This is a genomic window from uncultured Halopseudomonas sp. (assembly GCF_963977355.1).
In the GTDB taxonomy this organism is placed as follows: Bacteria; Pseudomonadota; Gammaproteobacteria; order Pseudomonadales; family Pseudomonadaceae; genus Halopseudomonas.
Genome location: NZ_CAXBOV010000020.1, coordinates 16,859 through 40,361, shown reverse-complemented (window position 1 = coordinate 40,361; position 23,503 = coordinate 16,859). Strand labels below are relative to the sequence as shown.

Genomic DNA, 23,503 nt, shown 5'->3' with positions numbered 1-23,503 from the left:
GAGAATGACGTCGTCGTTATGCATTATCAGCCAGATACTCGATACCCTCCTGCCGGCTATCCTGCACAGCCCCCAGGAACTCGTCCCCCCAGCGCTTGATATCGTTGTGCTGCACAATCGCAAACATCGCACGAACCCGTGACTCCCGATCGGACTTCCCTAACGTCAACCCCACATAGAGGGTATCGCGTAGATCACGGGGATCGTGGGGGTTGGTCAGGAGGGCGCCGTGCAGCTCTGCGGCAGCACCGGCAAACTCCGATAGCACCAAGACACCGCTACCCTCGCAAAGGCCCTGGGTCGCAACGTATTCCTTGGCTACCAGATTGAGTCCATCGCGTAGCGGCGTGATCCACATCACGTCAGCCATCAGGTAGTAGGCAATCAGATCGCGGAACGGGAAGGCGCGATAGAAGAAATGCACCGGCGTCCAACCCACCTGTGAGAACCGCCCATTAATTCGCCCTACCGCCTGCTCAATCTGCTGCAACAGCGTGTCGTAGATGGTCATTTCGGCCGCTGCAGGCACACAAATGGTCAGCAGCGACACCTTGCCGACGAGTTCAGGATGCGACTCCAGCAGCGCCTCGAAGGCAAGCATCTTGGCCAGAATTCCCTTGGTGTAATCCAGGCGCTCAACCGACAGCACCACACGCAGACCCTTGAGTTGCTCGCGCAGCTTTTCCATCTCCGCCTGGCAATCGGGCTGATCGATCACTTCCTTGACTCGCCCGATATCCAGCCCGACAGGATGCGCGCCCAGGCCTATGTGTCGGCCGTGTACTGAAATGCTGCGGGTCATGCGGTCCAGCCCGACTGCGCAGCCATAAGTCAGGAAGCGCGGAGCACAATCCTGACTGGTCAGCACCTCAACCGGTGCCACACCCCGAATCACATCGACAAAGTTCTCTGACTGCCGCGGAATATGGAAACCGATGTAGTCACACTGTAAAAGGCTACCAATGATCTCGCGCCGCCAGGGCAACACGTTGAACACATCCGCCGAAGGGAAGTAGGTATGGTGAAAGAAGGCGATAGTCAGATCCGGCCGCAGCGGCCGCAGGTAAGCAGGCACCATCCAGAGATTGTAATCATGCAGCCAGATCACCGCACCCTCTGCAGCCTCGGCAGCAGTGCGCTCGGCAAACAACTGGTTGACCTTGAGAAATACCGCCCAATCCTCCTCACGGAATATGGCCCGTTCCCAGAAGGTATGCAGTGTTGGCCAGAATGCCTCCTTGGAGAATCGCTTGTAGAACACATCCACATCGTTCTTGGTCAGAGCCACGCGGGCGGCGACCAGATTCGCGTAGCGGTCCTTGTCGACGGTGGTGTGTACTTCAAACGCCCGATCCTTGCGCGGATCATGCACCGACCAGGCAACCCATGAGCCCTGCTGGCCCTGGGCAAAGAAGCTCAGCAGCGTTGGCAGTATCCCATTAGGCGAAGACGGCGGACGGCGGATCATCTGGCCATCCTTGATCACCTCCTCATAGGGCAGTCGGTGATAGACCATCACCAGCTCGGCTTTGCCCTTGATACCCAGACCCGGCAACTCTGAATCGACACCCATCGGCCCGAGAAATCCAAAGTGACCCAACGCTTCGAGTATGCCGCCACAGCCGCTGAGCTTGGCATGCAAAACCTTGGCGCGATCCCCTGTGGCTTCCAGCAGGCCGGCTTCCGACTCTCCGACGCAGACGCCTTTGAAGCCCTGCTCATACATGGACAGGTCATTCAGGGTATCGCCCGCCACCAGCACATCATCGAACTCGGCATCCAGATGAGTGATCAATCGCTTCAGGGTTGTGCCCTTGTTGACACCACGGGGCAGCAGATCCAGATACATATCAGCGGAAAAAAGAACGTCACAACCCAGGTTCTCCGCCACCTGGCGAATCTCATCGGTCACCGCACCCTGTTCACAGAAATAGGAACAACGGCGTTGCTGCGGCACGTTCTGACGTTCCAGACCGGGAAAACCTGCCATTGATTGCAGGACCACTTGCTCACCAGGCCAGGTTGATTCGATCTCACTCTGCAACGGATAAACCGACTGGAGGGTTTCTCCGTCCACGACCGTGGCACCCACGTCACAGATAATGTAATCGGGCCGCGGAATGGCAGGATCGGACAGAAGCGGTACGACCACCTCCAGCCCTCGTCCCGTGACAAATACCAGCTTGATGCCGGGGTGGGCATCAATCAGTTGATACAGGCGCTGGCGGTTATCCGGGTCGCCGCCAAGGAAGGTTCCATCAAGATCAGTGGCCAGAATCATTGGCGGTACTCCTAGTAGTTGAATGCGTAGTGTCTGAAGGATCAGTGGCTGAAGCCTGAGTGTCCGAATTGTTTGAATCTGCCTGTGCCGAATCTGCTTTGGAATCAGGCGTTGAGTCAGTCTCGGCATCTTCCAGCATCATACCCAGCACCTCGTTAGAGGTACGGACCATCGGAATATAATGTGCCGGAGCGTCAACGATAAGGTCAGCACCTCGCCGCGCCTGAAGCAGAGCGTAGAGCCCGCAGAAACCAAACATCACGGCGAAGAACAACGGCAGGGCCAGGGGAGCCGTCATTCCCATCAGCCAACCAGCCAGGGCCGGGCCAATCGCCGCGCCAAGACCGTGAAGCATCAGCAGGGACGCGTTGCCCGACAGAATATCGTCATGCTGCAGATGGTCGATCAGATGGGCCACAGCAGCAGGGTAGACCGCAAAGGAACCACCGCCGAATATTACCGCTGCCAGCAATAGCCACTGACCAAACTGACCCAGCAGCGCCATCAGCAGTCCACCGGCGACTGCAATCCCCGAAATGATCGCCAGGGCCATGCGCCGATCAGTGCGATCAGACAGCATACCCAGCGGCCACTGCGACGCAGCTCCAGCAATAATGACTAGGGAAACAAAGGTGGCAATTTGCGGGGTATCCATGCCCATGCGGCCGGCATACACAGCCCCGAGGCCCCAGAAACCGCCCATTGCCAGACCCGACAGCAAAGCAGCACTGCAGGCAACCGGTGCAGCCTTCCAGAGCCGGCGCAATGACAAGCCCTTGGTATTACCTATGACCGGTTGCGGCAGGCGGGTTGCCACCACCGGCATCAACGCCGCAGTGATCAGCATTGATGCCAGTGCAAACAGGGTGAACTCCATGGGCGTATCAAGCCGCAACAACTGCTGAGCCAGGGCCAGCGACCCGAGATTGACAGCCATATACATAGCGAAAACCTGGCCGCGACGCTCAGGCGGTGCCTGGGTGTTGAGCCAGCTTTCGATGACGGTATAGATACCCACCAGCGCTACGCCAGTAATCACCCGTAGAACGAGCCAGGTAATCGGGTCGACAAACAAGGCATGCACCAGCACGGAGACAGCTTCTGCCGCCGCCAGAAAGGCGAATGCGCACACATGACCCATGCGACGAATCAGCTTTGGACATAGCCAGGTGCCAAGAATAAAGCCGGCAAAATAGGCAGAACCGAGGAAGCCCAGGGTCTGGTCGGTGAAACCTTCACCGCTCCCGCGCAGGGCCAGGAGGGTATTTAGCAAGCCGGTGCCCAGCAGCAGCAGCGCGATACCGGAAAGCAGGGCTGCGATAGGCAGCAATATCTTGATCATGGATCTGAATCCCTGTTTTGCAAAATGGATTCAGGCAGTGGGTGCAAAGCGCCTACAAGGGCGAAGTGCTTGAAAATTATGTCTTTGTGCTAAAAACCATACCCCAGCCAGGGGGTGGTTACCAGCACGGAAAAAATTTACTCAAGTCCAAATGCAACCTTTTGCAGTAAAAACAGATGGCTTCATGGTGACTTTAAAAATGCCATAAGATACATTTCAAAATCTCTTAGCCATTCACAATGGGACCCAATGACTCTCCTGATAGCCTTCGCTGTCCTTTCCATTCTGGTTTCGTTCATCTGCTCCATCCTGGAAGCTTCACTCCTTTCTCTGACGCCGAGCTACATCGCCCATCAAAAGCTGGAGAAACCCAGACTCTATGAGCGGCTCAAGCATCTGAAGGACAATGTAGACCAGCCTCTTGCTGCCATCCTGACCCTCAACACCGTTGCCCACACAGTAGGCGCTACGGGTGTGGGCGCTCAAGTGACCATTGTTTTCGGCGATGGCTATCTGGGTATTGCCTCGGCACTAATGACCCTGTTGATTCTGGTGTTCTCGGAAATCGTGCCCAAGACCATTGGCGCACGCTACTGGCGTGCCATCGCACCCTTCCTGCCACCACTGTTGAGCCTGATGATTCTGACTCTCAAACCCTTCATCATGCTTTCGGACATGGTGATGAAAGTCTTCGGCGGCAAGCCCCCCGAAAACGACCTGCGTCAGGAAATCAAGGCACTGGCGATGCTGGGCAGGGAGTTGAACAAGCTGGACGAGGACGAACAGCGCGTGATCAGTAACATCCTCGACCTGCACGACGTAAAGGTCAGGGATATCATGACGCCGCGCATCGTTTGCAACTCGGCACTGCCGGATGAAAGCATTGCCGACCTGAAATTGCGTATCAAGGAAAGCCAGTTCTCCCGCTATCCTGTAATCGATGCGGATGAATCCCCGCTGGGCGTTTTGTTTCGCTACGACGCCCTCATGGCCGAGGATGAAAGCCAGCCCGTATCCAGCATCATGAAGCCGATCAAGGTCACACTGGAAAGCATCAACGCTGAAAACCTGATGACGCAACTGATGCAAGAGCGCCAGCACATGAGTCTGATCTACGACGAGTTTGGTGGCTGGCAGGGTCTGGTGACTCTGGAGGATATCGTCGAGGCCATCATTGGCAAGCCGATAATGGACGAGACAGACGACATCCCGAACATGCGCCGCTTTGCCCGTCGTCGCTGGGAGCATCGATTAAAGGAAAGCAAGTCCAACTGATCAGCATTGGCGCAGGGCATTCCATAGCGGCTACACTTGTTCGTAGAAGCCCCAATGAACTGCGCTATCAACTCGCACCCGGACCAATTAATGTCGACCCCAACATCACTCGCCAGAAAGCTGTTTTCCCCCCTACTCGACCGGCTCGAGGACGGTGATAAGCCATACCGTTACACCCCCAAGGCCCGCCTGATACTCTGGGTTACAGGCTTGCTGTTCCTTGGCCTGGCGACCGGCCTCGCTGTATTTCTCCCCGAAGGAACTGATCCGGCTGTGCTGCTTCCAATAAGTATATTCGGCCTTGTTGGCCTTTTTGCTGTGATAGTAGCCTGGCTCGGTACCGAGCGTGCCGTGGCCCGGGTATGGGGCTCCCGCTGACCGCCGCAGCTACACGCAGCCAAAGCAACAGGAGAATTGTATGACCGACAAGACACTACTTATCGTCGCCCATGCGCCCTCTGATAACACAAGACGTCTAGTTGAATCTGTCATTACCGGTGCGCGACACGCCGCTGGAGACAGTGTCGAAGTGATTTACAAGCCACCGCTGGAAGCCAGGCCGAGCGATGTCCTGGGGGCGCAAGCCATTATTCTCGGTACACCGGAAAATCTGGCTTACATGAGCGGAGCATTGAAGGATTTCTTTGATCGCTGCTACTACCCGGTGCTCGAGGAGAAACAAGGTATGCCCTGTGCGGCATTCATTCGGGCCGGCCAGGACGGGACCGGCACCCGGCGCGCTATCCAGTCGATAGTCACCGGCCTGCGCTGGTCCTGGGTTCAGGAGCCGGTGGTGCTCAAGGGGCAATGGGATGACGCGTTTCTGGAACAGACCGAAGAGCTGGGCAAATTCATGGCAGCGGCCCTGGACGCCGGCATTATCTGATCAGATCCATATCCAGCCGGTAGCCCCCGCAACAACTGCCAGTACCAGAATGCTGCTGGCCCAACGCGCCAGCGACCACCCCCCGACGAACAGAACAATGGCTGCCTTGACCAGGGTGTTGGTCACGGCAGCCAGCAAAATGCCGCGGGCAGCAACAGTATCGGAGAGCCCATCCTTCGCCTGGTTTGCCAAGGCCACGGTGATCGCATCCACATCAGCAATGCCGGACAGGACCGCCAGCGCATAGATACCCTTGTCGCCAAACCACGACTGTGCCGCATTCGACAATACGAAGACCAACGCCAGCGCCCCTGTGATCAGTAGCGCCGACTTGATTTCCAGCGGATTACTCATGGCCGGCTTATGTTCGACCTCGCCCCCCTTGAATCGCCAAAGGACGACGCCCATGGCCGCCAGCGGAATGATCCCCAGCAAGACCATTCCAGGCAGCAGGGGCATCAACAAATCACGATTGACCACCGCCACCTCAGCCAGCACACGGGGCGCCATGGTGCCACAAGCCAGGGCGATACCCGCGCCCAGCAGTGCCTGGCGACGGGTATTGGTAGCGGACATCCGCGAAAAACTCAGCGTCAGGGCTGTACTTGAGGTCAGGCCGCCAAGAAAGGCCGTCAGGGTCAAACCCACCTTATCGCCCAGTATCCGCACCGCAAAATAGCCCACAAAGCCAATACCAGCGACCAACAGTACCAGCCAACCAATTACCCTCGGATTGAGGCTGTCCCAGGGGCCCATCGCCTCATTTGGCAAGAGCGGAAGCACAACGAGCATGATAACCAGCAGCTGCAGGGAAGCCGTCAGCTCATGCCTGGACAGACTCTGCAACGCACCATGAATCTCACGCTTGAAGCCCAGCAGCACCGCAGTGCCGACAGCCGCCATGACTGCCTCCAGCTGCATGCCCAGTACCGCCATCGCCCCCAGTGCGCAGGTCAGCAGGGCTGCAACTTCCGTGGTGGCACCTATATCGTTGGTAACACGAACCGTTTGCAAATAAGCCACCACCAACATGGCCGCGACACCTACCAGTACAGCAGCCAGAATCCAGACCGAAGTGACACTGGCAAGCTTGCCTGCAACGCCACCCAGCAGACCAAGCAAGGCAAAGGTCCTGATGCCCGTTGCGGACATCTCATCATTGGCGTCTGAACGGCCAGTGTTTTCAGTACGACCTGCGCCATCAACATTTTGAACCTGCCAGCCACGCTCGAAGCCTATAATCAGCCCGACCGCCAGGGCTACCAGAAGCCCGGGTATCTCACCTGCGTATTCCATCATCGACACACTTTCCTACATTTAAGTCGTTGTCTTGAACATAGCACAGTGGTTGCCCGCCACCGCTGCTTCTGCATTGCCGCCACGGCGATTATACTGCGCACATGGATAAGCTCATGGCACGTCTAGAGGAATGTTACCGGCTGGCAGAGGAGCGCTTCGAGCGCCCTTTCGAGCGTCCGCGGGTGGATCTTGACCTGCGTGGGCAAAAAGCCGGAGTGGCTTACCTGGGACGCAATTTACTGCGCTTCAATGCCCAGATGTATCGTGATCACAGTGAGGATTTTCTGCAGCAGACAGTGCCTCACGAGGCTGCACATCTGATCGCCCATGAGGTGTTCGGTGCACGCATCCGACCCCACGGCAGGGAATGGCAGGCGGTCATGACCGATCTATTCAAACTGCCGGCCACCCGTTGCCACGACTATCCGGTGCAACGCCGACGCGGGACCCGCTATCTGTACCGCTGCGGTTGTCCCGCGCATATCCCCTTCACGCCCCAGCGGCACGCACTGGTCAAGCGGGGACGCCGTTACCAGTGCCGGCTCTGCGGCAACATGTTGCATTTCACAGGCCGCCAAGGCGCAGAATAAAGATAATCCGCGGTTATTTTTAGAGGTTACTCAGGTTCTGCCTGGGACTCCGTTGCTGGCTTCAGAGCCTGCAATCCCTCGAGCAAACGCTGGTTAAGATCCATTGCTTTTTCCAGGCGCGGTTGATCAAAACGCTCATCCATGGCAAACCCACCATCCAGCAACTCGCGTAGTAACTGATTACCCGACTCGGCGAGCTCATTAGCCGTGAGCAGCGCCTCGACCAGCCCCTCGGCGTATTCGCGCAGATCGTTATTCGCCGCACTTGCCGGAGCACCCTGACCCGATACCCGACCATAGGTTTCACTTACCTGGCGCACGCTGGTCTGGGTCAGATTAAGTGACATTGAGGCCAGTTGACTGCCGTCCAGGTTCAGCGCCAGGGCGCGATCGAACGCACCTTGCCTGTCTCCGGCATAAAAAGCGCCCGCCAGATCCTGCACCTGACCAAGCAGATCCTCCAATGACTCGCGCTCGGCGTCGTTAAGATCACCCTGCACCTCAACCTGCCAGCCACTAACCTGCAACTGACTGCTCTGCCTACCAAGGCTCACCTGACTGCCCTGCTCGCCGCTGAGTGCAGTCACCTGGCTGTCAGCACGGCTGGCCGATGCCTGGGCAATGCTGATGCGCAACAGGTCACCATCGCGCGTCCGCACTTCCAGATCGAATGTCTGGGCCTGGGCAGAAAAGCGACTAGTACTGGCCGCGAGAGATACACCCTCGCCGCGCCCGCCCTGTTCTGAAACGGGCAGCAGTTGTTCGGCAATGTTCGCCATACCGGTCTGAATACGTTGCCAGGTCTCATCGATATCTGAAGCGACCTTGCCCTTGAGCACGCCCATGCCATCGAGAATCTTACGCGCCTCCTCGAAGCCCTTCTCGACTCCCTTGGCGGCCTGGTCATACATGGCTTGCAGTTTACTGGTGTCTTGACCGTCGGCCTTGGCACTTTCCAGCCGCCCGCCAATGAAGCCGAGCACTCGCTCCGCTACCTTGCCTGGCGAAAAGTTGTCCGCGTTGCCAGCCAGACTGCCAGGCTTGAGGCCCATCTGCTCGGCAAGCCGGTTGGCCAGGGTCTGTTGACCGTCGAACTGACGTGCTGTATTGCCCTGAAGTGGCGCGTTCTGGCGCACGCCACCAGGGGTAATCGAATTGGATTGGCTCATTGGGTACACCTCCAGTTGACCACTGTATCGGCCCGAAGCATCTTTACTGCATGACCGCTCGTCGCATTATCCCAGTGCCCCGGCGGCACGCAGGCCCTCTATCTCCTCCACACTCAGTCCCAGTTCACGCAAAACACGCATGGTGTCCTCACCCACCTGTTTGCCGATGTGCCGAGGAGCATCAATACCACTGCCAAATACAATGGGACAGGCAATCTGCCGCTGGGTACGGTCTCCATCGGGCAAAGGCACAGACTGCACCAACCCACGGGCGCGCAACTGCGGATGATCAGCGGCTTCACTCAGGTTCAGTACCGGCTCCACACAGGCATCAATCGCGGCGAAACGCGCCTGCCAATGGGTAAGATCCTCCCGTACAAAGGCGTCCTGCAATGCCTGTTTGACCCGCTCGCGGTCCTGAGGCAACGGCGAAAGCCCCATGGCAACAAGCTCGGGGCAGCCCAGCAGCTCACAAAGCTGCTGCATGAACTGTGGCTCCAGGCTACCCACCGCCATCCACCGACCATCGCGGGTCTGGTAATAATCATAGAAACTGCCGCCGTTGAGCATAGTTGACTCCAGCCCCGGCTCCTGATCCGCAGCAAGGCAGGCGGCACCGGCCATCGCATTAAGGCTGAATACACAGTCGGTCATGCTGATATCCACATGCTGACCTTCCCCGGTCTGCTGCCGGTGTATCACTGCGGCCAGCAAACCCGCTACCGCATGCATTGAGCCCCCGGCGACGTCGGCCACTTGCATACCCAACGGCACCGGGCCACTGGCGCGCCGGCCGGTGTAACTGGCCAACCCGGAAAGGGCCAGGTAATTGATATCGTGACCAGCGCGATCGCGATAGGGCCCAGTCTGGCCATAACCGGTCACCGAGACGTAAATGAGCTGTGGGTTGATTTCCCTGAGTGCCGCATAACCGACCCCAAGCTTGTCCATCACCCCCGGGCGAAATTGCTCGATCACAATGTCGTATTCCCGTACCAGCCGGCGCACCACGTCCAAGGCTTCCGGCGTCTTGAGGTTAAGGCCGATGGAATCCTTGTTGCGGTTCAAATAGGCGTGACTCGCGGAAGTGCCATCTACATGGGGCGGCAAGACACGGGTGAGATCCACCCGGTCAGGGGACTCCACCCGCAGCACTTCGGCGCCCATGTCCGCTAGGAGCAAAGAGGCGAATGGGCCTGGCAGCAAGGTGGAAAAATCAAGAATTTTCAGGGATGCAAGGGGGCCTGACATGGCAGCTCCTGTTTATTGTTTTTGGAGACAATTTGTCACTTGTAGCTTACCCCGTCCTGCTTGTAGCGTGTAAACAGCCATTTCTCGGAGTAATCCCATGACCCAGCGTATCGATGTGCACAGCCTCGCCCAGCGGCTGGAAGATCCCAGAGTGCGCGTCTTCGACGTGCGTTTCTCCCTGGAGCAGCCTGACCAGGGCCGGAGCGAGTTTGCCGCAGCCCATATACCCGGGGCGCGTTACCTGCACCTGGATGAAGACCTCTCCTCCCCAGTCGTCCCCGGCGAAACCGGACGGCACCCGTTACCTGACCCGGAGCAACTGGCAGCTTTGCTGCGCCGGGCTGGAATCAATCAGGACACCCTGGTGATTGCCTACGACGATGGCCCGGGTCTGTTTGCTTCGAGACTATGGTGGCTGCTTCGCTGGCTGGGGCACGAACAAGTACAAATTCTTGATGGCGGCCTCAAGGCCTGGCAGGCCGCGAACCTGCCAACCACCCAGGAAACACCGCGGCCGGTGGCCGAGGGCAATTTCGTTGCGAGAGCGGACAACAGCAAGCTCATTGATGCCGACGAAATCCAGCATCGACAGGATGATCCCGCATTACAACTGCTGGATGCCCGCGGACCGGCTCGCTTTACCGGTGAGGCAGAGCCAATGGACCCGGTGGCGGGCCACATTCCCGGCGCCGCCAACCTGCCCTGTGCAGCCAACGTGAATACCAATGGCACCTGGCTGGATAGTGTCCAGTTGCGCAAGCGCTTCGAGCCCTGGCTAGAGGCCGATACCGAGCTGGTCAGTTACTGCGGCTCCGGCGTCACTGCCTGCCATAACGTTCTGGCGGCAGTAGAAGCGGGCCTTGCGGAGCCCAGGCTGTATGCCGGCTCCTGGAGCCATTGGATTACCGACCCGAACAGACCGGTAGCCACAGGTGAATGAACCACATTTGCCTTAATCGAATGCCGGGCCGTCCGCTGCCCGGCGCAGGTCCTTGATGTATGGCCGCAGCGAATACCCCAGCTGCGGCTCAAGGTCATCAGCCCAGTCGTGCATCAAGGTTTTTTCCAGGGACAGTTCACCCGACTCCGGAACCAGCAGGAGAATATTGCCTTCCTCCACGGGTATCTGCAGATAACGGTCACCAAACAGTCGCTGCAGCATGCGACCGGCATAGGGCTGGCCGGAGTTGCCCAATTGCCACTGGTTGATGACCAGAACACCGCCGGGCTTGAGCGCCTTGTGGCAGCGGGAAAAGAAATCGGCCTGCAACTGCAAACGAGAAATACCGCCCTCCATGTAGAGGTCGACAAAGAGTAGATCGCAACTGGCCGGAGACTCACTGATGTATTGCTCAGCACAACCAATCTTGATGGAAAGACGCGAATCCTGGCTCAGTCCCAGCCAACGGTAGCCCGCGTCGACTACTGCGGGCCGCAATTCCACCGCCGTGACATGGTCCGGTTCAAAATGTGTCAGCACACAATTGGTCAGGCTACCGCCGCCCAGTCCCAGCAGCGTCACTTGCGGCGGCCGGGTTTTCCAGAACAGCGCCAGCAACATAGCACGGGTGTAATCGTATTCCAGCCAGGCCGGATCAGCGGTAAAGGTGCAGCTCTGTTCGGTCTGCTCGCCAAAATACAGAAAGCGATAAGCCCCCGCCTCGGTTAAACGCAGGCTGCCGAAATCATCACGGATCTCGGCCAGAAGCTGTTCAGGCTGGGTGTCGTCCAGAACGTCGAGGCGTGACATTGCGCGCCCTCCCGGGGCCACGGAAAACCAGGCGCCGAGACGCCGATAAAGCCGCTTAATCAAAGGTATAGGGTGTCTGAATGGCATGTCTCAGGTTACCATCGCAGCTCGTGACTTACACTCAATACCCCACAGCAGAGACCCCATGACCGCAAACTGGACCCCTGAGAGCTGGCGCAGCAAACCCATTATTCAGCAACCCGTGTATGCCGATGTGCAAGCACTCGCCCAGGTCGAGCAGACCCTGGCCGGCTATCCTCCGCTGGTGTTTGCCGGTGAAGCACGGGAATTGCGCAAGCAGTTTGCTGAAGTCACCCAGGGTCGCGCCTTTCTGCTGCAGGGCGGCGATTGCGCCGAAAGCTTTGCCGAATTCTCCGCGCCAAAAATCCGCGACACCTTCAAGGTACTGCTGCAGATGGCCGTGGTGATGACCTTCGCCGCCAGTTGCCCGGTGGTAAAAGTGGGCCGTATGGCCGGACAGTTCGCCAAACCGCGCTCGGCCAACGATGAAGTCCAGGGCGATATCACCCTGCCCGCCTACCGTGGTGACATCATCAACAGCATCGGCTTCGAGTCCACCGGTCGGGCCCCCGACCCCCAGCGCCTGTTGATGGCCTATCACCAGTCCACAGCCACCCTGAACCTGCTGCGCGCCTTCGCCCAGGGTGGCTTTGCGAGCCTGGACAAGGTGCACCAGTGGAACCTGGATTTTATCGCCAGCTCCGCCAACAGCGAACGCTTCGAGCACATGGCCGAACGCATCGACGAAAGTCTCGGCTTCATGCGCGCCTGCGGCTTCAATCTGGAGCACAGCGCGCAACTGCGCGAGACCGCTTTTTTCACCGCCCACGAAGCACTACTACTGAACTACGAACAGGCCTTCACCCGCCGCGACAGTCTCACCGGCGACTGGTACGACTGCTCCGCCCACATGCTCTGGATCGGCGATCGCACCCGCCAGCTGGACGGCGCCCACGTCGAGTTCATGCGCGGCATCAACAACCCGATTGGCGTCAAGACCGGGCCCAGCACTGATCCCGACAAGCTCCTGCGCCTGATCGACGTTCTCAACCCGGAAAATGACCCGGGCCGCCTTAACCTGATCGTGCGCATGGGCGCCGACAAGGTAGAAGCCCATATGCCTGCACTGGTACGCGCCATCGAGCGTGAGGGCAAACAGGTGCTGTGGAGCTCGGATCCCATGCACGGCAACACCATCAAAGCTTCAAGCGGCTACAAGACCCGCGACTTTGCCTCGATTCTTGCCGAGGTGGAGCAGTTCTTTGCTGTCCACAAGGCAGAGGGCACCTGGGCGGGTGGCATTCACATCGAAATGACCGGCCAGAACGTCACCGAATGCATAGGCGGCGCCACACCGGTTACCGAAGCCGGTCTGTCCGACCGCTACCACACCCACTGCGACCCGAGACTGAACGCCGATCAGTCCCTGGAACTGGCTTTCATGATCGCAGAAACACTGAAGAAAGCGCGCCGCTAACCCCCCCTCCACCTCCGGCAGGGAGCGCGGCTCTGCCGCGAAAGGGTGGGTCCCGTGCTTACTGCTTCGCGGTCAGGCGTCCCCTCCTGTTTGGCCGGATCACCTGTTTGGGTGCTTTACCACAAAATCCATAGTCGTATCCTTTGCGAGCCATTCCAGCATTATGGCTCTCCCACAACAGGTACAAAAGGATTTCCCATGACTGCGCTATTTCGTACGGCTCGCCAGAGCCTTTCCGTCGTACTGATTTCTTTGCTGTGCTTCGGCACCGCACAAGCCTTCAACCCGGCCCCAGTCGCCACGGCCGACACCCTGATTGTCGGTGACTCGGTCTTCGCCCTGTCTGGCGACATCCACCGCTTCCTTGAGGACGACCTGGACAAGCCCATTAAGACCAGCGCCCGCTCCGGCTGCCAGATGCTCGGCGGCAACTTTCTGTGTAGCCGTCGCTACGCGATCCCTGCCCAGTATGCCAATGCAGACAAGCGCGGCATCAAGACCGTCATCTTCAACGGCGGCGGAAACGACATCCAGCTCAACAGCTGCGCTCCATCACTGAGCCGCTGCATGCCCCTGCTCAACGATCTGGAAGACCGCATCGCCCAACTGGCACAGCAAATGCGCGCCGACGGTGTCGAGAACATCATCTTCCTCGGCTATTACAACGCGACTGGCAACGCCGCCAACCTGCGTGAAATAAACACCTACAGCATGAACCGTAAAGCCGCCACCTACCCTGGCCTTGGCATCACCTTCATCGACGTCCGCCCAGCCTTCGATGGCAACGAAGCCCGCTACATCCTCAACGACGGCATCCACCCCACCGCCGAAGGCTCGCGGGTACTGGCTGATCTGATCAAGCGAGCGTTGTAAGGCAATTGAATACTGGTGGTTTGGTGAAGCAAGGAGTGCTTCCTTACCACTATGTATGTCTCAAAACCGCTTGGATTCCCGCGTTCGCGGGAATGACGGGTGAGTAGGAAGCGTCATCCTCGCGAAAGCGGGGATCCAAGCGGTCTCTAGTACCCGACAAAACCCCAATTCAAAACCTCATCCCCCGGGCAGAAGAGCCTGGCCATCAATACCCAATGCGTCACTACTGCTCCGCATGGATTCCCGCATGCGCGGGAATGACGGGGTATGTGGTAAACGTGTTGCGGAGATGACGGTGCGCGAGGAAAACGTCATCCCCGCGAACGCGGGGATCCAAGCGGCGTCTACTACTGGCATATCTCTTCCCAAAGATCCCGCCAAGCCAGATTATCATTTTCAATTAACTGCACCTTCCAGCCTCGCTGCCATTTCTTTAGCGCCTTCTCCCGCTTTATGGCCTCCTCCATCGAAGCATGCAGTTCGTACCAGACGAGGTGCTTCACCCCGTAGCGCTCAGTAAAGCCTGCGACCACTCTTCGCGATGCTGCCAGACACGCTGGACCAGATCCGATGTCACGCCGATATACAGCGTGCCCTGCACCCCCGAAGCCATCGTATAAACCGCCGGCTGTTTCATATCCCCAACCTCCCTGTTCCCGTCCGTAAACCCTACCTCAACCATCGCACTCAATCCCGGAATCACCTCACATAACCGAGGGAAATGAGTACAGTCCGGGCATAGCCGGTCACATCTGTACCCTTGAGCAGGGCCTACCCGAGCCCGCATAATGCCGCCCTTGCTAAACACGCACAGGCTGCCCCCATGTTCCGCTGGTTCGAAAAAAGACTCGACCCCTTCCCCCCGGAAGAGCCCCAGGAACCACCGCGCACACTGCTTGCGTTCTGCCTGTACTTCACCCGCGGTACCTGGACGTATCTGACCATCGCTGCGCTGCTAATGGCCGCCATTGCCGCTACCGAAGTCTGGCTATTCAGCTTCCTCGGCAATATCGTCGACTGGTTATCCGTGCAGGACCGCGCAACTCTGCTGCAGGACCAGGGCTGGGAGCTTGCCGGCATGGCCGCCCTGGTGCTGGTCCTGCTGCCGATCATGATTCTCGCCAACTCACTGGTCAGCCATCAGACGCTGATGGGCAACTACCCGATGCGCATCCGCTGGCTGGTCCACCGTTACCTGCTCAAGCAGTCGATGGCTTTCTACCAGGACGAGTTCGCCGGGCGCATCGCTACCAAGTTGATGCAGACCGCTCTGGCCGTGCGCGAGTGCGTGATCAAGCTGATCGACGTGCTCAACTATGTGGTTATCTACTTCCTGGGAACCCTGGTGGTCGTTGGTATCGCAGACTGGCGCCTGACGCTGCCGATGATTGCCTGGCTGCTCGGCTACATTCTGCTGATGCGTTACTTCATCCCGCTGATGGGCAAGGTCGCCGAACAGCAGGCCGATGCCCGCTCGGTGATGACCGGTCGGATCGTCGACAGCTACACCAACATCCAGACAGTCAAGCTCTTCTCCCACTCCCGCCGCGAAGCCACCTACGCGCGGGAAGGCATGGGCGATTTCATGCATACCGTTTATCGGCAGATGCGCCTGGTCACCTGGGTAAACAGTCTGCTGTATATGCTCAATGGTCTGCTGCTGGTCAGCGTCACCGCCCTGGCCATCTGGCTGTGGATCAACGAAGCCGCCACTATCGGCGCCGTTGCCGTCTCCACCGGGTTGGTACTACGTCTGTGGGGGATGTCCCAGTGGATCATGTGGGAGCTTTCGGCCCTGTTCGAGAACATCGGTACCGTTCAGGACGGCATCAACTCGATATCCCGCCCGCAAGTAGTAAACGATGCCCCCAACGCACCGGCGCTCCTGGTCGACAAGGGCGAAATCCACTTCGACCATGTGCGCTTTCATTACGGCAAGGATCAGGGTGTGTTCGAGGATCTGGACATGCGTATCCGCGCCGGTGAGAAGATCGGGCTGGTAGGCCGTTCCGGTGCAGGCAAGTCGACGCTGGTCAATCTGCTGCTGCGGTTCTACGACGTGGAGGGCGGCAAGATTCTGATCGATGGCCAGAACATATCGGCCATCACCCAGGACTCACTGCGCCAGCATATCGGCATGGTCACTCAGGATACCTCCCTGCTTCATCGCTCGGTACGCGACAACATTCTGTACGGGCGCCCTGATGCCGATGAAGCCATGCTGCTAAAGGCGGCTGAACAGGCCAAGGCCGAGCATTTCATTGGTGATCTGGAAGATGCCAAGGGCCGTAGCGGATTCGATGCCCATGTGGGTGAACGCGGCGTCAAACTGTCCGGCGGCCAGCGCCAGCGTATCGCCATTGCCCGCGTTATGCTCAAGGACGCACCGATTCTGATCCTCGACGAGGCGACGTCGGCGCTCGACTCCGAAGTCGAAGCTGCGATTCAGGAAAGCTTGAACACATTGATGCAGGGCAAGACCGTCATAGCCATAGCCCACCGTCTCTCCACCATTGCAGCGATGGACCGGCTGATAGTGATGGACCAGGGACGCGTGATAGAGGATGGCACCCACAGCGAGCTACTGGAGCGTGGTGGGCTGTATGCACAGCTGTGGGCGCGGCAGTCGGGAGGGTTTCTGGGCGAGGATGTGGACTGACCCAGCTCCGCCTGGATCCCCGCCCTATCCCCTATTATCAACTGCGCCCATAAAACTCACCCAACTGCAAAATCCCGTCTAATATAGAGCAATTACACTAAAAACAAGGACGCCCAATGAAAGCTCTCTTTCCCGCCACTCTGTTGGCCAGTCTTATCTCTGCCAGTGCCCTCGCCGCTACCTACTCGACCCCTGAAGCACTCGTCGCACCCTCTGAGTTCAAGGGCGTGCACGGTCTGGCCGTTGACCAGCAGGGTCGCCTGCTGGCCGGTAGCGTGGTCGGCAACAGCATTTACCAGGTAGACAGGGAAACCGGCAAAGCCAGCGTTCTTGTTGGCCCAGACGAGGGCCAGGCCGATGACATCGCCATCGGCCCCAACGGGGAAATGGCCTGGACCGGCTTCTATCTCGGCAAGATCATGTACCGGGAAAATGATCAGGCTCCGACCCGGGTCCTGGCTGAGGGCTTGCCCGGCATAAACTCCATCGCCTTCAATCAGAAAACCGGACAGCTCTATGCCAGCCAGGTATTCCTCGGCGATGCCCTCTGGGAAATCGACCCCAAGGGTGAATTCGAGCCGCGGTTGATCAACAAGGATATGGGCGGATTCAACGGCTTCGAGGTTGGCAACGACGGCTGGCTATACGGTCCGCTGTGGTTCAAGGGTGTGATCGCCAAAATCAACCCCGCTGACGGAACCATGGAAACTGTCGCTGATGGATTCGGCACGCCAGCCGCGGTCAATTTCGACTCCAAGGGCAACCTCTATGCCGTCGATACTCTCACCGGCAAGCTCATGCGGGTGGATACCGCGACTGGGAATTCCGAGATGGTCGCGCAACTCAGCACCGCCCTGGACAACCTGGCAATAGATGCTCAAGACACCATCTACGTCTCCAACATGGCGGACAACTCCATCCAGCAGATCAATCCGGAGACCGGCGAAGTAACGCTGATCACCGGCGGCAAGCTTGCTGTACCTGCCGGCACTGCGCTATCTGAGGACGGCAAGACACTTTATGTTGCCGATATATTCGCCTTCCGCTCGGTCAATACCGCCGACGGCAGCGTCACCGACCTGCGACGTGCCCACGGCTCCGACGCCGAATACCCCGTAGCCGTTAACATTGGCAACGACCAACTGCTGCTCACCAGTTTCTCCACCGGCACCCTGCAGCTGATTGACCTCGCAGACAATAGTACCCTCGCCATGGTCCACGGCCTCAATGCCCCGTCCGACGCAGTGGAAATGGATGACGGCAGTATTGTGGTCAGCGAAATGGGCAGCGGCACGCTCGTGCATCTCTCCGGCGATGACCTGAAGACCAAGCGAATATTGGCCAAGGATCTGTACGGCCCGGTGCAGATGATTCGCGGCCAGGACGGGCAGATCTACCTGACTGAAGCCGGCGGTTTCCTGACCCGTGTTGATCCACAAAGCGGCGCAATCACCCGCCTGGCCAAAGACCTGAAAATGCCCGAAGGACTCGCCCAGGCGGCAGATGGAAGCTTTGTTATTGCCGAAACGGCGGCCAAACGCCTAATCAAGCTCAACCCGGAAAGCGGCGAACAAACCGTACTGGCAACCAATCTACCCATCGGCTTCCCCGCCGGCCCAGGCATGCCGCCCAGCGGCGTACCAACCGGGGTTGAGATAGCTGCGGATGGAACGTTGTTTTTTACATCGGATATAAATAACGGGTTGTACCGGATCGCAGTTGAGGACTGAAACCCGCATGGATTCCCGCAGCTCCACACTGCACCCTCCCCAAACGTCATCCTCGCGAATGCGGGGATCCAAGCGGTTTCTATGACGTGCACAAAGAACCTAAACCCCGACCAGCGTCGCAGATGCACAAGTTGGGGCGGGGGGACGATACATCGCATGGATTCCCGCGTTCGCGGGAATGACGGGATTAGGTGCGGGCATGACGGGGTGAGGTGCGGGCATGACTAGAGTTTTAGAGCCATGGGCTTGCGAAGGAGTGCGAAAATGGCAGGTGGGTGCGGGAATGCAAGGGAGTAACGAGAATGCCCGCAACACTGCGCATGAATCAAGGCTCCCGCGTTAGCAGGAGCCTTTGGCTTATCAGCCCTCCGCGATCAACTCACGCAGCACAAAGTGCAAAATACCCCCGGCCTTGAAGTAGTCGATTTCGTTGCGCGTATCGATCCGACATAGCACGTCAAACTCGACCTTCTCGCCGCCCTTTTTCGTGGCAACCATCTTCAGGGTCTGTCCGGGCTTCAGGTCGTCGTTGATACCCTGAATGTCGACGGTTTCATGCCCATCGAGGCCCAGCGAACCGATACTCTGCCCGTCCTTGAACTGCAGTGGCAACACGCCCATGCCGACCAGATTCGAGCGGTGGATGCGTTCGAAGCTCTCCGCGATCACCGCCTTTACGCCCAGTAGATTGGTGCCTTTGGCTGCCCAATCGCGGCTGGAGCCAGTGCCGTATTCCTTGCCGGCAAAGACCACCAGCGGCGTGTTGTCCTGCTGGTAACGCATTGCCGCATCGTAAATGGCCATGCGCTCGCCACTGGGCACGTGGATAGTCTCCCCGCCTTCTTCGCCGCCCAGCATGCGGTTGCGAATACGGATATTGGCGAAGGTGCCGCGCATCATCACTTCGTGATTGCCGCGGCGTGAGCCGTAGGAGTTGAAATCCTCGGGCTCCACACCCAGCTCCTGCAGATAGCGACCTGCGGGCGAACTACCCTTGATATTACCGGCGGGCGAAATGTGATCAGTGGTGATCGAGTCACCGAATACCGCCAACACGCTAGCCTGATTAACCGGCTTGAGTGGCTGGAGCGGTTGATCGATCTGCTCGAAATACGGTGGGTTCTTCACATAGGTGGACTCGCCCACCCAATTATAAGTCGCCCCTTCGGCTACCTTGATCGACTGCCAGTGCTTGTCGCCGCTGAATACGTCCGCATAGCGCTCGCGGTACATCGAATCCTCGACCATTGCCACCGCCTCGGCAATTTCGGCATTGGTCGGCCACAGGTCTTTCAGGTAGACAGGTTTGTTATCCTTGTCCAGGCCCAGCGGCTCCTCCAGCAGATTCATGCGCGTGTTGCCTGCCAGCGCATAAGCCACAACCAGCGGCGGCGACGCAAGCCAGTTGGCCTTCACCTGCGGATGCACGCGACCTTCAAAGTTACGATTGCCCGATAGTACCGCTGATACCACCAGGTCATGCTCGGTCACCGCCAGCGCAACTTCCGGTGGCAAGGGTCCGGAGTTACCAATACAGGTGGTGCAGCCATATCCCACCAGATTGAAACCCAGCGCATCGAGTGATTCGGTCAGGCCGGCCTTTTCCAGGTAGTCGGTCACCACCTTTGAGCCCGGCGCCAGCGACGACTTGACCCATGGCTTGCGCATCACACCACGCTCTACGGCCTTTTTGGCCAGCAGACCCGCGGCCATCATTACGCTGGGGTTCGATGTATTGGTGCAGGAAGTGATAGCCGCAATCACCACCGCGCCATGGCTGATCTCGTGATCTTCGCCATCAATGGTGATGGTCGCACCGCTGCTCGGTCCACCCACTGCAACACCACCACCGCCTTCGGTTTCCAGGCGTGACTGGGCCTCGTCGGCAGGCTTGAGTACCAGATCCATCAGAGTATCGAACGCCGCATGCACGTCACCCAACGCCACGCGATCCTGTGGTCGACGTGGTCCAGCCAGGCTTGGCTCGACAGTGTTCATGTCCAGCTCCAGGCTGGCAGTAAACTCAGGCTCCGCACCCGGCTCGCGCCACATGCCCTGGACCTTGGCATAGGCCTCTACGCGGGCGACAACATCATCCGGACGGCCCGTCAGACGCAGGTAGCGAATGGTTTCATCATCAATCGGGAAGAAGCCACAGGTCGCGCCATATTCCGGCGCCATGTTGGCAATGGTCGCCCGGTCGGCCAGGGACAGATCGGCCAGGCCATCACCATAGAACTCGACAAACTTGCCGACCACACCCTGAGCGCGCAGCATCTGGGTTACAGTCAGAACCAGATCGGTCGCGGTCATACCCTCGCGCATCTTGCCGCTGAGCTTGAAGCCCACCACCTCAGGAATCAGCATCGACACTGGCTGGCCAAGCATAGCGGCCTCAGCCTCAATGCCCCCCACACCCCAGCCCAGCACACCCAGACCGTTGATCATCGTGGTATGCGAGTCGGTGCCTACCAGGGTATCGGGATAAGCCCATTGCTCTCCGTCTACCTCGCTGGACCATACGCTCTGGCCCAGATACTCCAGGTTCACCTGGTGGCAGATACCGGTACCCGGCGGGACCACACGAAAATTGTCGAACGCCTTCTGGCCCCAACGCAGGAACTCATAACGCTCGCCATTACGCTGCATCTCAATCTCGACGTTGTCCTCAAAGGCCTGGTCATCGGCAAAATGGTCGACCATCACCGAGTGGTCGATAACCAGATCCACCGGCGAAAGCGGATTGATACGCTGGGGATCGCCGCCGGCTCGTGCCACTGCATCGCGCATGGCGGCCAAGTCCACGACGGCAGGCACACCGGTGAAGTCCTGCATCAAAACCCGCGCCGGCCGATACTGAATCTCTCGGTCAGAACTACGGGTCTTCAGCCAGTCGGCCACGGCCTGGATGTCATCGGGGGTAACCGTGACGCCATCTTCATGGCGTAGCAGGTTTTCCAGCAGCACCTTCAACGACACCGGCAACCGGGTCAGATCCCCGAGCTGCTCCGCCGCCTTTGGCAGCGAATGGTATTGGTAGGTGGTATCGCCCACCTTCAAAGTGTCGCGGGTTTTCAAACTGTTACCCGGGCTTTTGGCTTCAGACATTACATGACCTCCGTTGAGCTCGCCGGCACGGTGCCGGCGGCTATCTTTGCTATGCTTCTACCCTAGATGCCCGACGTGAGGGACGCAAACCTGACAAGCACTGATTGCACCTATCTTTTAAAGAAAGCGCTGCTCACGTCGATATACACCTGTATATCTACAAGCATAGACACAATAAGCCCGTAGAGGGCATCAGCTCGTTTCAGGACAGGCCTACCATGCGCAACAATCAACCGGTCACTCAGCGGGAAAAAACCTTCAATGCTCAACAGAGATTGATCTCCACTACCGATCTCAAGGGCAAAATCACCTACTGCAACGAAGCCTTTGTGGCGGTCAGCGGATTTGAACATGCCGAGCTGATCGGTAGCCCGCACAATATGGTGCGACACCCGGATACGCCCTCCGCTGTATTTGCCCACATGTGGGCTGATTTGAGTGCGGGCCGGAGCTGGATGGGCATCGTCAAGAACCGCTGCAAAAATGGCGACCACTACTGGGTCAACGCCTTCGTCACACCTATTTGGGAAAACGGCAAAGCAGTCGGCTATGAATCCGTGCGCGTCAAGACCACGGCAAACCAGGTCTTACGTGCCGAGGCTCTTTACCGTCGTTTGAATAAGGGCAAGAGCGCCACCACGCCGGATTTCAGTGGCATGGCAGCGGATATCATCCCAGTGGTCGCCTTCGCCGCAGCCGCCGGCGGTGCGGGATTGATGTTTGGCGGCTGGGGCATCGTCGTCGCCACTGCCATTGCTATACCAGTCGGTTTTGCCTTGCGCGCCCGGCATGACCAACACCTGCAACGCATTCTCAAGGTGGCCGACAACAGTATTACCGATCCGCTGCTGGCCGTCATGTATACGCCCTATAAGGGCGCCCTAGGTCGCTTGGAAATGGCCCTGCACAGCCAACAGGCAAGCCTGCAAACCTGCCTGACACGGGTATTGGATAACGCCACCCACCTGGGAACTCAAGCGCGCGAAGCCAGCGAGTTGGCACACAAGAGTCATGACGGCATCAATCAGCAACGTACCGAAACCGAAATGGTCGCTACCGCCGTCAACGAGATGGCCTCTGCAACACAGGAAGTCTCCAGCAATGCCCAGCGCACAGCAGACGCGACGCGTGATGCAAACCGCCTGGCCGGGGTCGGCAAAGCGGTAGTGGCCAAAACTCGGGAAGCGATCGAGATTCTGTCCCAGTCCGTCAACTCGGCTGCCAGCGTCTCCTCACAACTGGCCAGCGATACCCAGGAAATCGGCAAGGTTGTCGATGTGATTAAGGGCATCGCCGAGCAGACCAACCTGCTGGCACTCAACGCTGCCATCGAAGCCGCCCGGGCCGGCGAACAGGGCCGCGGGTTTGCTGTGGTCGCAGATGAAGTGCGCGCCCTCGCCAGCCGCACCGCGACCTCCACTGAACAGATCCACGGTCTCATTGAAAACCTGCAAACCGCAGCCAAACGCGCAGTTGACGCCATGCGCGCAGGACATGAGCAGGCCGATCACGGGGTTGCCCAGGTCATCGAAGCCGATGAGGCCCTCGATGGCATTCGTGAAGCCATCGAACGCATCAATGACATGACCGATCAGATTGCCAGCGCGGCCGAAGAGCAAAGCTCCGTGGCCGAGGAGATCAACCGTAACGTCACCAATATCGCCAGTCTGTCGGACACTAACGCCACCCAGGCCCAGCGCAGTGCACACCTGAGCAACGAGCTAAGCCGAACTGCGGAGGGTCAGACAGCCCTGGTGGAGCGATTCAGCAAGCGATGATGGCACTTCCATAA

17 protein-coding genes and 1 pseudogene are annotated in these 23,503 nt (G+C 58.6%); 10 read left to right on the top strand and 8 right to left on the bottom strand.

Annotated elements, in window-relative coordinates:
- Nucleotides 1-16 precede the first annotated feature (16 nt).
- Nucleotides 17-2,281, bottom strand: a complete 2,265-nt coding sequence (gene ggpS, locus AAC076_RS12175; RefSeq protein ID WP_339846003.1) for a glucosylglycerol-phosphate synthase — start codon at nucleotides 2,279-2,281, stop codon at nucleotides 17-19.
- Entirely contained in the window at nucleotides 2,265-3,623 is a 1,359-nt protein-coding gene (locus tag AAC076_RS12170; RefSeq protein WP_339846002.1) for an MFS transporter, read from the bottom strand. Before AAC076_RS12170 ends, ggpS begins: the two co-directional genes overlap by 17 nt.
- Nucleotides 3,624-3,872: 249 nt before the next feature.
- Here AAC076_RS12170 and AAC076_RS12165 point away from each other — a divergent pair, with 249 nt between their 5' ends.
- The 3 genes from AAC076_RS12165 (at nucleotide 3,873) to AAC076_RS12155 (ending at nucleotide 5,784) form a co-directional block, all read left to right on the top strand.
- Nucleotides 3,873-4,898 carry a CNNM domain-containing protein gene (locus AAC076_RS12165; RefSeq protein ID WP_339846000.1) on the top strand — a complete coding sequence of 342 codons (1,026 nt, stop codon included), beginning with the start codon at nucleotides 3,873-3,875 and terminating at the stop codon, nucleotides 4,896-4,898.
- 90 nt (nucleotides 4,899-4,988) lie between these two features.
- Nucleotides 4,989-5,276 (top strand): hypothetical protein, encoded by a 288-nt coding sequence (locus AAC076_RS12160; protein WP_339845999.1) that lies wholly within the window; start codon nucleotides 4,989-4,991, stop codon nucleotides 5,274-5,276.
- Nucleotides 5,277-5,316: 40 nt separating this feature from the next.
- Nucleotides 5,317-5,784 carry an NAD(P)H-dependent oxidoreductase gene (locus tag AAC076_RS12155; protein ID WP_339845998.1) on the top strand — a complete coding sequence of 156 codons (468 nt, stop codon included), beginning with the start codon at nucleotides 5,317-5,319 and terminating at the stop codon, nucleotides 5,782-5,784.
- On the opposite strand, the gene AAC076_RS12150 is transcribed toward AAC076_RS12155, so the two are convergent.
- Nucleotides 5,785-7,083: an MgtC/SapB family protein gene (locus AAC076_RS12150; RefSeq protein WP_339845996.1), complete on the bottom strand. Its 1,299-nt coding sequence runs from the start codon at nucleotides 7,081-7,083 to the stop codon at nucleotides 5,785-5,787.
- A 101-nt stretch (nucleotides 7,084-7,184) separates the two neighbouring features.
- Here AAC076_RS12150 and AAC076_RS12145 point away from each other — a divergent pair, with 101 nt between their 5' ends.
- Complete coding sequence (locus tag AAC076_RS12145; protein WP_339845994.1) at nucleotides 7,185-7,673, top strand: SprT family zinc-dependent metalloprotease; 489 nt, start codon at nucleotides 7,185-7,187, stop codon at nucleotides 7,671-7,673.
- Between the two features lie 26 nt (nucleotides 7,674-7,699).
- Here AAC076_RS12145 and AAC076_RS12140 read toward each other — a convergent pair whose 3' ends face one another.
- Together AAC076_RS12140 and AAC076_RS12135 are read right to left on the bottom strand one after the other, a co-directional pair.
- Entirely contained in the window at nucleotides 7,700-8,842 is a 1,143-nt protein-coding gene (locus AAC076_RS12140) for a DUF5610 domain-containing protein (protein WP_339845991.1), read from the bottom strand.
- Nucleotides 8,843-8,908: 66 nt separating this feature from the next.
- On the bottom strand, nucleotides 8,909-10,093 hold the full coding sequence (locus AAC076_RS12135) for a CaiB/BaiF CoA-transferase family protein (RefSeq protein ID WP_339845990.1): 1,185 nt from the start codon (nucleotides 10,091-10,093) through the stop codon (nucleotides 8,909-8,911).
- A gap of 97 nt (nucleotides 10,094-10,190) precedes the next feature.
- On the opposite strand from AAC076_RS12135, the gene AAC076_RS12130 reads away from it, so the two are divergent.
- Complete coding sequence (locus tag AAC076_RS12130) at nucleotides 10,191-11,033, top strand: sulfurtransferase (RefSeq protein WP_339845989.1); 843 nt, start codon at nucleotides 10,191-10,193, stop codon at nucleotides 11,031-11,033.
- Nucleotides 11,034-11,045: 12 nt separating this feature from the next.
- Here the strand turns inward: AAC076_RS12130 and AAC076_RS12125 are convergent, their stop codons facing one another.
- On the bottom strand, nucleotides 11,046-11,843 hold the full coding sequence (locus AAC076_RS12125; protein ID WP_339845987.1) for a spermidine synthase: 798 nt from the start codon (nucleotides 11,841-11,843) through the stop codon (nucleotides 11,046-11,048).
- A 145-nt stretch (nucleotides 11,844-11,988) separates the two neighbouring features.
- Here AAC076_RS12125 and AAC076_RS12120 point away from each other — a divergent pair, with 145 nt between their 5' ends.
- Nucleotides 11,989-13,341, top strand: a complete 1,353-nt coding sequence (locus tag AAC076_RS12120; RefSeq protein WP_339845985.1) for a 3-deoxy-7-phosphoheptulonate synthase class II — start codon at nucleotides 11,989-11,991, stop codon at nucleotides 13,339-13,341.
- Between the two features lie 198 nt (nucleotides 13,342-13,539).
- On the top strand, nucleotides 13,540-14,214 hold the full coding sequence (locus AAC076_RS12115) for an SGNH/GDSL hydrolase family protein (protein WP_339845983.1): 675 nt from the start codon (nucleotides 13,540-13,542) through the stop codon (nucleotides 14,212-14,214).
- Nucleotides 14,215-14,561: 347 nt separating this feature from the next.
- Here the strand turns inward: AAC076_RS12115 and AAC076_RS12110 are convergent.
- Nucleotides 14,562-14,851: pseudogene (locus tag AAC076_RS12110) on the bottom strand (GIY-YIG nuclease family protein).
- Between the two features lie 186 nt (nucleotides 14,852-15,037).
- Here AAC076_RS12110 and AAC076_RS12105 point away from each other — a divergent pair.
- Entirely contained in the window at nucleotides 15,038-16,873 is a 1,836-nt protein-coding gene (locus tag AAC076_RS12105) for an ABC transporter ATP-binding protein (protein WP_339845980.1), read from the top strand.
- A gap of 116 nt (nucleotides 16,874-16,989) precedes the next feature.
- Nucleotides 16,990-18,603: an SMP-30/gluconolactonase/LRE family protein gene (locus AAC076_RS12100; protein ID WP_339845978.1), complete on the top strand. Its 1,614-nt coding sequence runs from the start codon at nucleotides 16,990-16,992 to the stop codon at nucleotides 18,601-18,603.
- A gap of 360 nt (nucleotides 18,604-18,963) precedes the next feature.
- Here the strand turns inward: AAC076_RS12100 and acnA are convergent, their stop codons facing one another.
- The gene (gene acnA, locus AAC076_RS12095; RefSeq protein WP_339845976.1) at nucleotides 18,964-21,711 is read right to left on the bottom strand and encodes an aconitate hydratase AcnA; all 2,748 of its coding nucleotides are present in this window, start codon (nucleotides 21,709-21,711) and stop codon (nucleotides 18,964-18,966) included.
- Between the two features lie 218 nt (nucleotides 21,712-21,929).
- Between acnA and AAC076_RS12090 the strand changes: the two genes are divergently transcribed.
- Nucleotides 21,930-23,489 carry a PAS domain-containing methyl-accepting chemotaxis protein gene (locus tag AAC076_RS12090; protein WP_339845974.1) on the top strand — a complete coding sequence of 520 codons (1,560 nt, stop codon included), beginning with the start codon at nucleotides 21,930-21,932 and terminating at the stop codon, nucleotides 23,487-23,489.
- Nucleotides 23,490-23,503 lie beyond the last annotated feature (14 nt).